The following is a 13,454-nucleotide window of genomic DNA, read 5'->3' on the forward strand; positions in this document are numbered from 1 at the left end:
TATTAGGTCAAGAAAGATGCTGATCGACTTGTCGATAATAAATAATCAGCCGTTCATCGTTTGGCCGCTGCCTGCTGCGCTGCCATTTCCAGCCGTTCCTTGTCTTCTGCAATTTCGGCCTCCTGTTGCTTGTTCTGCCGCTCAAAAACCTGAATCAACACGATAAAGTAGGAGAGGAGTAACGGCCCGATAACCAACCCCAGAATACCAAAAATGGGAACGCCGAGTACAATACCTGTCAGCGTAATAAGCGGGTGAATATCGCCCATACGTTTGGCCAGCATGATGCGGAGTAAATTATCGATGTTGATGATCACGATAATGCCGACCAACAGAATGCCCGCACCGTCACCTGTGTCACCCTGCGATAATTTGATCAGTCCGGCAGGTCCCCAAACCAGCGGTGTTCCAAGAAGTGGAATAAAAGCCATAAAGAAGGCAACAACACCCCAGAACGGCGCATCCGGAACGTTGAAAAACCAAAGAGTCGCGCCCGTTAATATGCCTTGCACCAGCGAAACCAGCGCCTGACCGAGTACGTTGGCATTCACGTTGTTTTTGAGGGAATCGCCCAATTCGCGCTGGGTGTCGCGTTTGAACGGTAAGTATTTTTGCAAGCCTTTCTGGAAAGACTCCTGTTCCACATACATGAAATACATGGTGAAGAACATTAGACCGAGAATGACGATAAAGTCCAAGGCACCGCCCGCAATGGATGGCAATAATCGACTCGCGTAACCCGCTCCCTGTTGAGCAATGGTTCGGATGTTTTGCTGACTCGTAATCTTATACCCGGTCAGATCCTCCGCTTTCTTCACCAGCGACAGAATGTCGTCCGTGTGCTGGCTGTAGTATTGAATCCGCCCGATAAGCATGAGACTCAGGGTCAGAAAAGGCAGGATGATGACGACCAGTGAGAATATGATCAGCAGCGTAGCCACCAGAGGGCGGTTCCATTTACGCTTGATAGCGAGTGCCGTAAACCATGGACGTAAGACAACATAAAGAATGCCTGCGCCCAGAAAAGCGGAGGCATATCCACTCAATCCCACTATAATGAAGCCTGCAATGATGAGCAGACTGGTGATAAGTAAAACTCGCTGTTGCTGGGGCGTATAGATTGTAGCCATAAAAAGGTAGCGTGATTAGTCGCGCACAGGACTAAAACACGCTAAGGGCCCGCAATTGTTTAAGCGATCAGCATTCCGTTGCGCTAAGGGCCAGACCCGCTTCGGACGTTTCCTTATATTTGGTGGACATATCGCGCCCGGTCGCCTTCATCACTTTGATCACCGCATCGAGGGAAATTTTCTGGAAAGAAGCCGCACCCGATGTGGCCAGCAGATAAGCATTATAGGCTTTTACGGCACCCATAGCATTGCGCTCGATGCACGGAATCTGTACATAACCGCCAATGGGATCGCAGGTCATGCCGAGGTGATGTTCAATCCCAATTTCAGCCGCAGCTTCGATGGCACCGATCGATCCCACCGATTGGGCGCAACGTGTCAGAAAAGCGGCTCCCATGGCGGATGCCGTCCCGATCTCGCCCATGCACCCCATCTCGGCACCCGAAATACTGGCATTGTGCTTAACCAGAAAACCGACTGCGGCAGCCGCCAGCATCCCCGCCCGCAGTGTGGCTTTGTCGTAGTGGAAATGATGTTTAGCCAGATACGTTAATCCCGGAATAACGCCCGACGCACCGGACGTTGGAGCCGTTACGACGATGCCACCCGCTGCGTTTTCTTCCGAAGCCGCCAGACAATAGGCGTTCAGGAAGATCAGAAAGCTATCCGACGACTGGCTCATTCCTTTCGCCTGCTGAAACAAGATCGGTGCCTTGCGGGTCAGTTTGATCGAACCGGGCAAAACGCCTTTGTGTCGTAATCCCCGACGAACGGCCTTGTGCATAAAGTCCAGAATCTGATCGAGCCGCTGGTTGACTTCGGCCCGGCTACGACCCGTGAGCGCCGTTTCGTTCGCCATCAGTAGCTCATCAAGCGAAATAGCGTGTTCCGTGAGCTGCGCTTTGAGTTCGTTCATCGTGCCATACGGATACGGCACTACGAGACTACCCGGAATGACCTCTGGTTCGCCTTTACGGATAATGAATCCGCCACCAACCGAGTAATATTCCTCTTCCGTCAGCACCTGATCACCCGCCCGGAGCTGAATGACCATCGTGTTGGCGTAAGGTGACTCGTAGCGTTTGCGCTCAAAATGAATCTGTTGAGGTTCCAGTTCGATACGTTTCGAGCCGACTGGTACGGGGTAGTGGACCGAAGGATCGCGCAGTAAGCGAAGCAATGCGTCAGGGTCGGTGGTTTCCGGCTGCCACCCCAGCAATCCCGCCACAATGGCCCGATCGGTGCCGTGTCCTTTGCCGGTTGCGCTCAGCGATCCGTAGAGCATCACGTGTACGGAGTCGGCTTGCTCCTGTAGGTCAGTGGAGAGTGTTGCCAGGCGTTCCCGAAAATCGAAAGCCGCCTTCATGGGGCCGATGGTGTGCGAACTCGACGGTCCCGGCCCGACTTTAAACAGGTCAAAAACGGACGTGGTGATCGGTGCGTTAATCATGCTGATGAGTGGTAATTCGGTAACTAAGGGATGACGGAAAACGGGTAAACCCGGTGGCGGATTGGCTACCGATGCATATCCAGGCTACGAATCTGATCGATGTAGTCGGTTGGTAGCAAAGCGCGCTGTACCATTGAGCGCAGGCCCAGCCGGTTTAGTACTTTATACAGGCCCATAGAGTTTGCCAGCCAGGGTTTCGGTGGTAAATTTAATAACGAGCGTACTTGTGCTGGCACTAATACCGCCTGTGCCTGCCGAAGCAGATCATACCGCCAGCCGCCCAGTTGTTCGCGGTATCGCCGGAATAGTTTGTCGGTAAAGTCACTACGAACCAAATTCCGATCCAGGTGAGCCTCCCGATCGACGCGCCAGTCGGCATAGGTCGTTGGCAGATCGGGAACATGCATGCCCGCCCCCACTTCGCGGAAGGTACGGAACAATTCCTCACGTTCAGGATTGGTGAGAGGCCGGTGCAGGGTTTCGTACGCCCGTTCGGAATAAGCAATCAGCATGTAAAGCACATCACGGTAGGCCCAATCCGGAATCTGGTAACCTCGTTTCTGCTCGACTCCCCCGTGAATGGCACCCATCCGCGCAATGGCCTGACGCGCTTTCGCTTCGGGGGCAAACACGATCTCCTGTGCGTACCGAACCGTCGAGAAGAGCCGGGCAATGGGATCGGCGGGGAGCTTTCCCGTAAAAAATAGCCAGTCGACCGCCCGGTTGAGGGCAAACTCAGCTGCTGATCCGGCAAAGACAAGTAAAATGACATCCGCATCACCCCATATCTGGCGGACAATGGAGCCGGGTTCTACAAAAAAAGTGGCCTGTTCATGGGCCTGCTCAAGATCACTATTCGGCCTGTTCTTAGGGCTCATACAACTACTGAGTACGTATTTTTTATCGCGCTATGTGTATAGTTTTCTGAATACTAAGTTTTTTAATTGTCTGTGCACTATTGCGTTCCAAAAAGCACCAGTCGAATGAACTCGCCTAACTAATAAGGCAGAATTCAGGCAGATGGTTCACCAAAAACAGCCGCCAATCCTGACGGGGGTATGCAAAAATGGACGAATGATCGCAGTTGTCGGCTACCCGTTCGCACTCTTTATACGCTGATGTTTGTCCTGTTGGCTTGCCCTGACAGTATCCTCAGAATAATCTTATCGCTTTTTTCGGACGCTTTGCTCAACAGGTTTCAAATAGGGGACAAGTTTGCCAGCCAGCTTCTGGTAACCTTCGGCGTTGGGGTGCAGTCCATCGGTGAAAAACGATTCGTCAATTTTACCATCCGCTCCCAAAAATACCGTTCCGGGATCGGCGAAAGTAACGTTTAACTGGCCCGATGCCTGCGCAATGCCTTTGTTGAGTTCCAGAATTCGCGGCTCTCCCTGACGACGCGGCAGAATGCCGAGCAACAGAATAGCCGCGTTCGGCTGACGAGCTTTGATCGCACCAACCAGAAATGCCAAGCCTTCAATGATTTCCGTATCCGAGTTCAGTTGCAGATTGTTCGTGCCGATCATGAGAACGATCTGTGCGGCTGCGTAGCCGTCGAGTTCGTCGTGGTAGACCCGCCACAGCACGTTCTCGATTCGGTCCCAGCCGTAGCCGAAATTCTGCGTGCCCAGCGGCTCAAGCAGGGTATTCCACGAGTCGGCTCCCCGGCTGATGGGGGCCTGTGGCTGACCGCCCCAATAATGCGTAATCGAGTTACCGATAAAAACGATTCGCGGGGGTTTGGCTTTTGCCAGCGCGAGCATGTCCCGGTGCCGGGTTTCCCAATCGTAAATCGCGGCATCCCGAAATTGACTGCATGGTTTAGTGGTGGAGTAGGGGCCAACGGGTTCGCTCAAAATTGTACGAATGCTTTTTTCGTAGGCATCGGCGTAGTGCTGCATGCCCAGATCGGAGGGATGCGTACCGTCGACCGTATCGTCCATTTCCAGATTGATCGCGGTTTGAGGCAACAGATAAAGTTGGTTGATGCCTTCCGTTTTCAGCTGTGCGAAGGCCTGCCGCATGAGCTCGTTGGCATCACTGTACAATTTGCGCCGGGTGGCATTGAGTGAGCCGTCCGTATAGCCCGCATGTTCGACCAGCAGAACCGGGGTGGTCGGTCGTTTCTGACGTATGGTCTTTACCGCTTCGATGATTCGGCTTTTGATTTCTTCGGGAGCAATCCCGACGGATGCTACCAGATTCGGCAGACAGTCGAGGATGTAGAGTTTAGCGTCCACATCCGGCAACAACGCCACCAGTTCTTTTTCCAGCCGTCCATTGCCCGAAAAACCCAGATTGATAAGAGGGCGGTCGAGCTTGCGGCCCAGGATAGCGGACCAGGCCATGCCGGGTCGGGAGGCACAGGCCCCCTGTGCAATTGAGGTGCCGTAGACGACGATCGGTTTCTCGATCCGGGTTGGCAGGGGCGTAAAGGATGTCCCTTTGGGAACGCCGATCTCTAGCCATTTCACCGAATTGTAAAGCGGCAGGTAGAGCCGGTACTCACGACCTTTCTTGTGGTACTGATCATTCGGTTCCAGGTTCGTAAACCGGTACTCGATCGTATCCTTGAAGGCATACTTGCCGGTACACCAGCGCCAGTCGCCATCACTGTTGAGCGCGTAAAGATCGACCCCGCTGACGCCGGTTGCCTGCATATGCGGTAAGGCGTGTGGCCCCGTTACGGCATACCGAACAACGAGCTGATCGGTGCTGGCCCTGAAACGAACCAGCAAGCCGGCCGCGTTGTGCGAAAGATTCCAGACGGGTGGTCTAACCGTCTTTTCGGCTTGCGCCGGGAGTCGGTCATAGGGGCTCTGAACCTCTTTCGGCCAGGCCTGCCCTTCGATAGCCGGAAAGGGGTTCTGCGCCGGATTCCACCAGGCGTAGTCGGTTGTCGGTTGCGCAGAAGCGGTGAATGGCTGAACGCAGATCAGGAGAATAAAAACGAGTAATTTTCTGGTCATGGTAGATCCGTCGGAGCAGTTTCCGGCGTAGTGTAGTCGATACGCCAAATCTCCAAGATATGGCGTATCGACTACACTACGCCGGAAACTGCTCAGTAAGCTTGGTTTTCAGTGATACGTCTGGCAACTAACAAAAGCAGTAGATGGCCTCATTGCTACTTTATGGTTTTGGTAGATTTCGGGCGATGGTCAAACATGGCGACTTACAACGCCAGGACAACAAACTCGACCCGACGATTTTTTCGCTTGTTCTCTTCCGAATCATTCGGTGCAGCCGGTCGCGTATCGCCATAGCCGCTGGCCCGCAGTCGAGCATCGGCAATACCATTCGTGACCAGATAGGTTCGGATCACCCTGGCCCGGTTTTCGGAGAGGTACTGATTTAAACGCCGGTCGCCCACGTTGTCGGTATGCCCCGCAATTTCGATAACCAGTTTAGGGACGGCCCGCAGCGTTTTGATGAGCTTATTCAGTTGGGGATACGATTCGGAACGGAGTACGTAACTGCTCTGATCGAAATAGACATTGTCGAGCCGGAACGTTTTGTTGACCTGAAGATTTCGGAATATACTATCGGCTTTCGGCTCGGCTTTTTCGAGCCGGACCACATAGGCATAGTCGGTACAGGTGTCGCACGAAATGGCCATGACCTCCTCCGTGTCGTAGTAGCCGGGTGACTTAACGAAGACGGTCAACGTATCGGTTTGATTCAGGAGAAAGGAATACGGTTGTCCGCTGGGCCTGGTTTGCCCATTAAATGTTTTCTTCGCCAATTGTGCCCGTATCGTAAAGTTAGCCGCTACCTCTTCCGACGTTTTATCGTCAACGGCGCTGATTTTAAAGAGTGTAGACTGATGTTGACGAATCGTTTTTTGCTGACTATAGCCGGGATTCATTATCGCCAGCCAGAAAAGTAGGGGGAGCAAAAGGCGCATAGAGACACGTGTAAGCTAACGTCAGATTACGTCGCTGCAAAATAAGTGCCTATTTGCCTATATTTGTTTATAAAGTATGTAATTTCCGGTTGTGATTATGGGTATAAAAAAGACAGAGAGAATCTATGGTTGATAAGCAGGAAAGCGTTCCCGATTGCTCTGCTTTGCAGCCAGTTAGCCATCGGGAACGCCCCAACAATGTGTGGGTGAGATGAGCTTTATGAAATTACTGGACTTTAACGGCTTGCCGGGCGAGCAGTTTCCAGTCGCCTTTCTGTTTTACCCAAACCAGCAATACGGCTAATTTGACCTGTGCTGCGTTGCCTTTGTCGAGCGTTTCACCGGTTAAGCGGTGCCGTACCAGCGCAGTATTGTCCACAACGGTGATGGTCTGCTCGGTCAGATCGATCGTTTTGAAATCGGAGGCACCACTCGTAAGAGCCTCAACGAAAGCGGCTTTCGCTTCAATTTTTCCGCTGGAGTGGCCGTAACTCAACTGGTCCGATGCAATCGCTTCCAAACCCGCCTTGTCAGGGTCGATCATCAGTTTCCGCAATTTTTCGACGGCCTGTGCTACCGCCTGATCCTGGCTCTGGGCGAAGCTGTTTGCGGTAGTCATCGTGCACAGGACAACGAACAAAAACACCAATTTTTTAGCGTACATCTTTCTCGGGTTTAGCATATGGGTATTTACCGATCCATCAGGAAGGGCCAGCATTCACTCCATAAAGCCAGTTCGCTGTCGTTGTTTACTTGCGTTGCTGCCTGTTGACCGCTTAGAGCCCGCTTTATTTCTCGTACGAGAATCCTTTCTTCACATTTTCGCTGGTTTGGGCCAGCAGCGCCGTATGATCGAACGATTGGGTCACCGTTTTGTGAATGGTTTTGCAGATCGTATCGAGCGGAAGGTCGTTGTCGTCGGTGCCGAACGGGTTTTCGATTTCTTCGGCAATGACCTCCAGGCTAGCCAGTACGTAAAAAACGAATACCACCAGTGGAACGACGAGGTAATGTAACGTCGATACGTAACCCAGCGGCAGTGTCAGGCAATAGGTGAAGATAAACTTCTTGATAAACGAACTATATGAAAACGGAATGGGTGTGTTTTTGATCCGTTCGCAGGCACCGCATACGTCCATCAGCGACTGTATTTCGGGATTTAAAATAAGCAGGTGTTCAGGTAGCAGAATACCCCGACGCTGGAGATCGTGGAGTTTTCCAAAAATGGCTAACGCAATTTGCTGCGGTACGTGTTCGCTCAGGTGCAGGTTGTCGATACGGAATGACGCACTGTCCGCAAATTCCGGCTCGATCGGGTGCTGACGCAGGTGATTCTTCAGCGCAAAGGCAAAATTTGGGATCATGGCCCGAAAGAACTGGCGGGTTTCGACCTGGTCCGTATCCAGAAGCTGATCCAGTTTGAGTGCCAGATTTCGGCTGTTGTTAACCAACGACCCCCATAATTTGCGGCCTTCCCACCAGCGGTCGTAGGCAGTGTTGGTGCGAAAAACCAGCAGCATCGATATGACAAAGCTCAGCAGCGTGTGCATGAGCGAAAAATTCTTGAGATGCGGGTTATCACTCAGGCCCATCATCTCAATGATGTGGACAATAATGAACGAATAAAGACCCACACCAATCAAAATTGGTAGTAGCTTTCGGACGGTATCAGCCCGGTTGAAGGTAATAATGAACCGGAACCAGTCTTTGGGGTTATAGTTGACCATACATCGCTTTGGTTGGGTAGACCTCAATCATATTGATTTTTGACAAAAAAACCAACGCTCAACGTCGGCCAGGGTTACCAGTATTGTATAATCCTGTTCGCACACAATCGTTTGCAAGTAGGACACGTTTAGGCTAAAAACTGATTAAATGACTATTTTTCGAAGGTTGCTTCCGGCACTGCTGCTCTGTTTTTTTACCACTGCCCTGGTCGCGCAACAACTCCAGACCGTCGATCGGATTTATGACCCTAAAGTCCAGACGGCCTTACTGTTTCCGCAGGTCGGAGCAAACCCCAACGATCCGTCGCTTACCTTAAACCCGCCCGTCATTTCGCTGGATGAACAGGTATCCTTGCAGCTTGAGTTCGATGATCTGACAGCTGATTACCGGTCGTTTCGGGCCAAGCTGGTGCATTGTAACGCCGACTGGCAAAAATCGGTCCTGAACGATATTGAATTTACGTACGAATATAACGACAACCCGATCACGGATTATCAGGTCTCGCTGAATACCAAAATTCCGTATTACCACTACCGATTTACTGTTCCGAAGGTGAAACTACCCGGCAACTACCTGCTGGTCGTTTATGATGAACGCAATCGAAACAACATCATCCTGACCCGCCGGTTCAGTACGTACCAGAATAAAGTGGCGGTGTCGGCCAGTGTTCGTTTCTCAACCGATCCGTCGCGGCAGTTTACGGACCAACAGATTGATATGGCGATCAGCTATAAGGGGTATCAGGTGATTTCTCCGCAGGACGATTTTAAAGTAGTTATCCGCCAGAATTACCGCGACGATCGCGAAATTAGGGGGCTGCGCCCAACGAATGTACAGGCATTCGACCAGGTGCTGGACTATCGTCTAGTTGATTTAAGCAACACCATGCCCGGCGGCAACGAATTTCGTTTTTTCGACACCCGCACGATTCTCTCCCGCGCCAACTACATCGATCGAATCGACCGGAAGGCTGACCGTAACATTGCGTATGTACAGGTCGACCAGCCAAGAAGTCAGGGATCTTACATTCAAAGTGATGATTTCAACGGTTTCTTCGTGATCGATCACCGCGAAACAGGTAATGGCCAAACGAACGCCGACTACATCGAGACGATCTTTACACTGCGTATTCCTGAACTGCCGGATGTGAATGTGTACGTCAATGGGGCGTTCAATTTCTGGAAACTGGACGACCGCACCCGCATGACGTTCGACTCCGTGCTGGGCGCTTACCGGGCTTCCGTGCTGCTCAAGCAGGGCGTCTACAATTATGACTATGTCGTTCAGCCAACAACCGGCCAGCAGAAGGCCAACGAGAGCTATATCGAAGGGAGTTTCTCCTCAACCGAAAACGATTACGAAGTCTTCGTCTACCACCGTCCACCCGCTTCCCGCGCCGATCAGTTGATTGCCTATCAGAGAGTAGGTGTAAACAAGCGAAAGTAAAGCGGGTGGCAACCCGCCTTTTCTGTCTACCATGAGTTGTAACATGCTGTGCTTCAGCTCCTTGATGTAAGGCATCATTCCGAGCGTCTTCAACTAGTTTGTGAAGTTGTTTTTGACGGAGTATGATAGAGATTACTCCGCTCATAATCAGATAGGCTGATATGGAATAGCTCTTTCATGTAGTTCTATAAGCTCCTAAGTTAAATTTATTCTTATTGTCTGCTTTCACGAAGGCAGCCCCTAATCGCTCTATAACAAATAGGATTTCCGTGAATGCTTCGGCGTCTTTCAGGGCCGCCCCACGAGCGTCACGCAATTGGTCGCGGAAGCCTTGTTTCTGCTCAAGTGACAGTCGGCTATTGGATAATGTATCGTTTGTCATAACAAAAAAAGGCGGGTTTCCACCCGCCCTACTTTAGAATGGGAGCACCCGCAGGAATAGGAATCCGATGGTCCTTGTAAAACGATTCGGGTTGTGGGTAATCGGGCGAGTTGGGAGGACAAAGCGTTGGCGGTTTGGGGTTGAGCGGTGGTTGAATCTGGGCCGGGTCTAAGTAAGGTAGTCGCCAGCGGGGTTCGATAGAATAGTTGACGTAATCCCAGAACTGATAGGGCTTCAGAGCATAGAGTCGATAAAGAACCGTGTCTGGACTGGTCGGGCGGCATTCTTTGTAACCGTTCAACCTATGGATGACGTTCGGCCAAGAATAGCCTTTGACGATGACACCGTCCTGATAGGTTCGCAGTTCGCCATGCAGGGTCGAATACTGCATGGGTCCCCACAGCGATTCTTCTTTACCCAGCGTGAGCATCGCCGGGATGAGCCGCACCGGCCAGAAAACGTTGGTGAGAAGGACGAATAGAGCGGTTGCCAGATACCACCAGCCTTGTTTTGTGATTGTACGTGCTGCCATGTGTAAGACGATTTATTAGCAATGCCAGTACGGTTCTTTCGGAAAGTTGATCAGCGTATTTTCGCTCGATCGGCTCCTGGATTTGGTGATGGATTCGGTTTTCATCGCTTGTTCAAACCAAGCTTTGGCTTCTGAAACTGTAATTGGTTGACTATACATCTTCGCCGTTTCTGTACGATCATTAACGCCAATATTGACGTGCTCACAGCTGATAGTTAGAAACGGAATTACGAAGTTTGCTAGGCTAGCGATACGGAAAAGGTGCTTTTTCATAGAACAATGGAGGTTGATTTGTTCTCCAAAATTGTCGCATTATCGTTCTGAAAAAATTGATCGAAATCAATTTTTGTGACTCACTTCTACAATTTCTTTGCTCTGATTCGGCTGACTGTTTCGGGGGTAAGACCCAACGAGGAAGCAATATACTTGAGTGGGGCTCTGGTGAAGATGTCAGGAATTTCCTCTAATAGCTGAAGGTAGCGATCCTGAGCAGACGGTAATCGTAATTTCTGAGCGCGCAGTTCGCTCAAAGCGTAATAGCGTTCGGTTAGTACCCGACTGGCAAAATTAAATTCAATAAAATTGTGGAAAAGTAGTTGCAGTTGCTCGTACGTAATCGACCACACAACGCCGTCTTCCAGAAGTTCGATGTATTCTTCAGAAGGCTGACGGGTATAAAAACTGATAATGGAAATAATGAGGTCGTTTTCTTTCATGAACCACACCGTTACTTCTTTATCGTTGTGGATGTAAAAGCCTCGCACGAGACCTTTCTCGATAAAATAAATCTTGCTACTGATCTCACCGGGGCGGAGAAGCCACTGTTTGCGACCGACTTCTTCGCGCCTGAGGAATCGCTTCAATTCTAGCAGAAAGGCTTCAGAGACGGGATAGATCGATTGAAGTATATCAATCAGAGGCTCCATGTGCTGTGGTTGAGAAACAAAAAAGGCGGACAAGATGTCCGCCCTACTTTTTATGCACTGTGGAGGAACTCCATAATATCGCCGTCCTGAACGATGTATTCTTTGCCTTCAACGGCTAGTTTACCGGCTTCGCGAACGCCCGATTCGGTCTTGAACTGCTGGAAGTCGGGGAGTTTCATGACCTGAGCCCGGATAAACTTGCGCTCGAAATCGGAGTGGATCACACCCGCAGCCTGTGGCGCTTTCCAGCCTTTGTGAATCGTCCAGGCGCGAACCTCTTTAACGCCCGCCGTGAAATAAGTGATCAGACCCAGCAGGTTGTAGGAAGCTTTGATCAGCTTGCTCAGACCCGATTCCGTAAGTCCATATTCGCCGAGGAAAAGCTCGCGTTCTTCAGGGTCTTCCATCTCGGCAATCTGCGATTCGATACCCGCACTGATGATAATGACCTCCGCGCCTTCGTCTTTAACCGCTTCGCGAAGGGTATCCGAATAGGCATTACCGTTTGGCAGTGAACCTTCGTCTACGTTGGCTACGTAAATAACGGGTTTTACGGTCAGCAGCGAAATATCGCCGATGGCGGTTTCCATCTCTTCGGGTGACACCTGCACCGTCCGGGCGCTTTTGCCCGCTTCGAGAGCCGCTTTGTAGAGTTTCAGGATTTCTAGTTCGGATTTTGCTTTGGCGTCGCCTACGCGAGCCGCCTTGTCGATGCGCTGGATTTTCTTGTCGACCGATTCCAGGTCTTTCAACTGAAGTTCAGCGTCGATAATTTCCTTATCCGAGATCGGGTTAACTTTTCCTTCAACGTGAACGATGTTGTCGTCTTCGAAACAACGGATCACGTGAACGATCGCATCGACCTCCCGAATGTTGGCCAGAAATTTGTTACCCAAACCCGCTCCCTGACTGGCTCCTTTCACCAGTCCGGCAATGTCGACAAACTCGATAATGGTTGGCACCACCCGTTGGGGCTTCACCAGTCCTTCGAGTGCATCAAGGCGTTCGTCGGGCACGGTTACCACGCCAACGTTTGGTTCTATTGTACAGAATGGGTAATTGGCTGCTTCGGCCTTCCCACTCGAAATTGCGTTAAAGAGCGTCGATTTACCTACATTAGGTAAGCCCACGATACCACATTGTAAGCCCATAAGAAAGTGAAAGAGTACAGGCGTGAAAGGGCGAATGAGTGAGGCAGTTTGACCGCCCTTATGCATGTTCGCTTTTTCACTCCTTTATTTTTTACACAAAATTACGAATAAAAAAAGCCTTCAGCATGATGCCTTGGCTTGATGAGTCTATTAATACGTAAGAGGTAGTGAGTACAGTCAACCCATATACAGAAATTTAGTAGCTAAAACGGCGGTTATTCCCACTTTAATTCACTGGCGAAATCATCCTGTTCATCGCGCTGGGCGAATTGAGTGAAATCAACTTCGGGCATGAGATCGGTTTTGACGTGTTCAACAGTTTCCTGAAGGGCCTCAATAAACTTGTCAAAATCTTCTTTATATAAAAATAGCTTGTGCTTTTCGTAGATAAAGCCATCGCCTTGCGGGTGCCGTCGACTCTCGGTAATGGTGAGGTAATAATCGTTGGCGCGCGTTGATTTGACGTCGAAAAAATACGTCCGTTTACCCGCCCGAACCCGCTTGGAATAAATCTTTTCCCGTTCTCTTTCGTCCACAATCAGTGAGGTTTAGTACGTTCGTGACTCCTAAAGATACGGGCAATCAGGGCAGAACAAAAATTATGGCTGGAAATATATTTAGGGGTAAAATGCCCCTAAAAATCAACAGAGTTGTGGAGGCCATTCTACAGTTTTTTCGCTAAATGCTTGGTAATTAGGATCGTTTAACGTAGCTTTGTTTGAAAGGAATTGCACTTTTTGGAGACGGGGGTGATCGGAAGATACAACTGATTCGCCTTCGTTTATTTTTTCACGTAACCAAAAGC

14 protein-coding genes are annotated in these 13,454 nt (G+C 50.6%); 1 reads left to right on the forward strand and 13 read right to left on the reverse strand.

What is annotated here, in order from left to right:
• Positions 1-53 precede the first annotated feature (53 nt).
• The 7 genes from GK091_RS21415 to GK091_RS21445 all read right to left on the reverse strand — a co-directional run bounded on the left by GK091_RS21415 (position 54) and on the right by GK091_RS21445 (position 8,211).
• Positions 54-1,130 (reverse strand): AI-2E family transporter, encoded by a 1,077-nt coding sequence (locus tag GK091_RS21415; protein WP_164041911.1) that lies wholly within the window; start codon positions 1,128-1,130, stop codon positions 54-56.
• A gap of 67 nt (positions 1,131-1,197) precedes the next feature.
• A complete protein-coding gene (locus GK091_RS21420; protein ID WP_164041912.1) occupies positions 1,198-2,580 on the reverse strand; it encodes an L-serine ammonia-lyase in 1,383 nt (460 codons plus the stop codon).
• 65 nt (positions 2,581-2,645) lie between these two features.
• Positions 2,646-3,458, reverse strand: a complete 813-nt coding sequence (locus GK091_RS21425; protein ID WP_164041913.1) for an oxygenase MpaB family protein — start codon at positions 3,456-3,458, stop codon at positions 2,646-2,648.
• 285 nt (positions 3,459-3,743) lie between these two features.
• Positions 3,744-5,549 carry an SGNH/GDSL hydrolase family protein gene (locus tag GK091_RS21430; RefSeq protein WP_164041914.1) on the reverse strand — a complete coding sequence of 602 codons (1,806 nt, stop codon included), beginning with the start codon at positions 5,547-5,549 and terminating at the stop codon, positions 3,744-3,746.
• A gap of 203 nt (positions 5,550-5,752) precedes the next feature.
• Positions 5,753-6,484: an OmpA family protein gene (locus GK091_RS21435; protein WP_164041915.1), complete on the reverse strand. Its 732-nt coding sequence runs from the start codon at positions 6,482-6,484 to the stop codon at positions 5,753-5,755.
• A 226-nt stretch (positions 6,485-6,710) separates the two neighbouring features.
• Positions 6,711-7,103: a nuclear transport factor 2 family protein gene (locus GK091_RS21440; RefSeq protein ID WP_246202346.1), complete on the reverse strand. Its 393-nt coding sequence runs from the start codon at positions 7,101-7,103 to the stop codon at positions 6,711-6,713.
• Positions 7,104-7,272: 169 nt separating this feature from the next.
• Positions 7,273-8,211 carry a bestrophin family protein gene (locus GK091_RS21445; RefSeq protein ID WP_164041917.1) on the reverse strand — a complete coding sequence of 313 codons (939 nt, stop codon included), beginning with the start codon at positions 8,209-8,211 and terminating at the stop codon, positions 7,273-7,275.
• A 148-nt stretch (positions 8,212-8,359) separates the two neighbouring features.
• On the opposite strand from GK091_RS21445, the gene GK091_RS21450 reads away from it, so the two are divergent.
• Positions 8,360-9,658 (forward strand): type IX secretion system plug protein, encoded by a 1,299-nt coding sequence (locus tag GK091_RS21450; RefSeq protein WP_164041918.1) that lies wholly within the window; start codon positions 8,360-8,362, stop codon positions 9,656-9,658.
• A gap of 175 nt (positions 9,659-9,833) precedes the next feature.
• Here the strand turns inward: GK091_RS21450 and GK091_RS21455 are convergent, their stop codons facing one another.
• The 6 genes from GK091_RS21455 to GK091_RS21480 form a co-directional block, all read right to left on the reverse strand.
• Positions 9,834-10,040: a hypothetical protein gene (locus tag GK091_RS21455; protein ID WP_164041919.1), complete on the reverse strand. Its 207-nt coding sequence runs from the start codon at positions 10,038-10,040 to the stop codon at positions 9,834-9,836.
• Between the two features lie 28 nt (positions 10,041-10,068).
• Entirely contained in the window at positions 10,069-10,572 is a 504-nt protein-coding gene (locus GK091_RS21460) for a hypothetical protein (RefSeq protein WP_164041920.1), read from the reverse strand.
• A 15-nt stretch (positions 10,573-10,587) separates the two neighbouring features.
• Positions 10,588-10,845: a hypothetical protein gene (locus GK091_RS21465; protein WP_164041921.1), complete on the reverse strand. Its 258-nt coding sequence runs from the start codon at positions 10,843-10,845 to the stop codon at positions 10,588-10,590.
• Positions 10,846-10,931: 86 nt separating this feature from the next.
• A complete protein-coding gene (locus tag GK091_RS21470; RefSeq protein WP_164041922.1) occupies positions 10,932-11,498 on the reverse strand; it encodes a Crp/Fnr family transcriptional regulator in 567 nt (188 codons plus the stop codon).
• A gap of 50 nt (positions 11,499-11,548) precedes the next feature.
• Positions 11,549-12,649, reverse strand: coding sequence for a redox-regulated ATPase YchF (gene ychF, locus GK091_RS21475; RefSeq protein WP_164041923.1), 1,101 nt, complete (start codon positions 12,647-12,649; stop codon positions 11,549-11,551).
• Between the two features lie 215 nt (positions 12,650-12,864).
• On the reverse strand, positions 12,865-13,185 hold the full coding sequence (locus GK091_RS21480) for a DUF3276 family protein (protein ID WP_164041924.1): 321 nt from the start codon (positions 13,183-13,185) through the stop codon (positions 12,865-12,867).
• Positions 13,186-13,454 lie beyond the last annotated feature (269 nt).

This window comes from Spirosoma agri (assembly GCF_010747415.1).
GTDB lineage: Bacteria > Bacteroidota > Bacteroidia > Cytophagales > Spirosomataceae > Spirosoma > Spirosoma agri.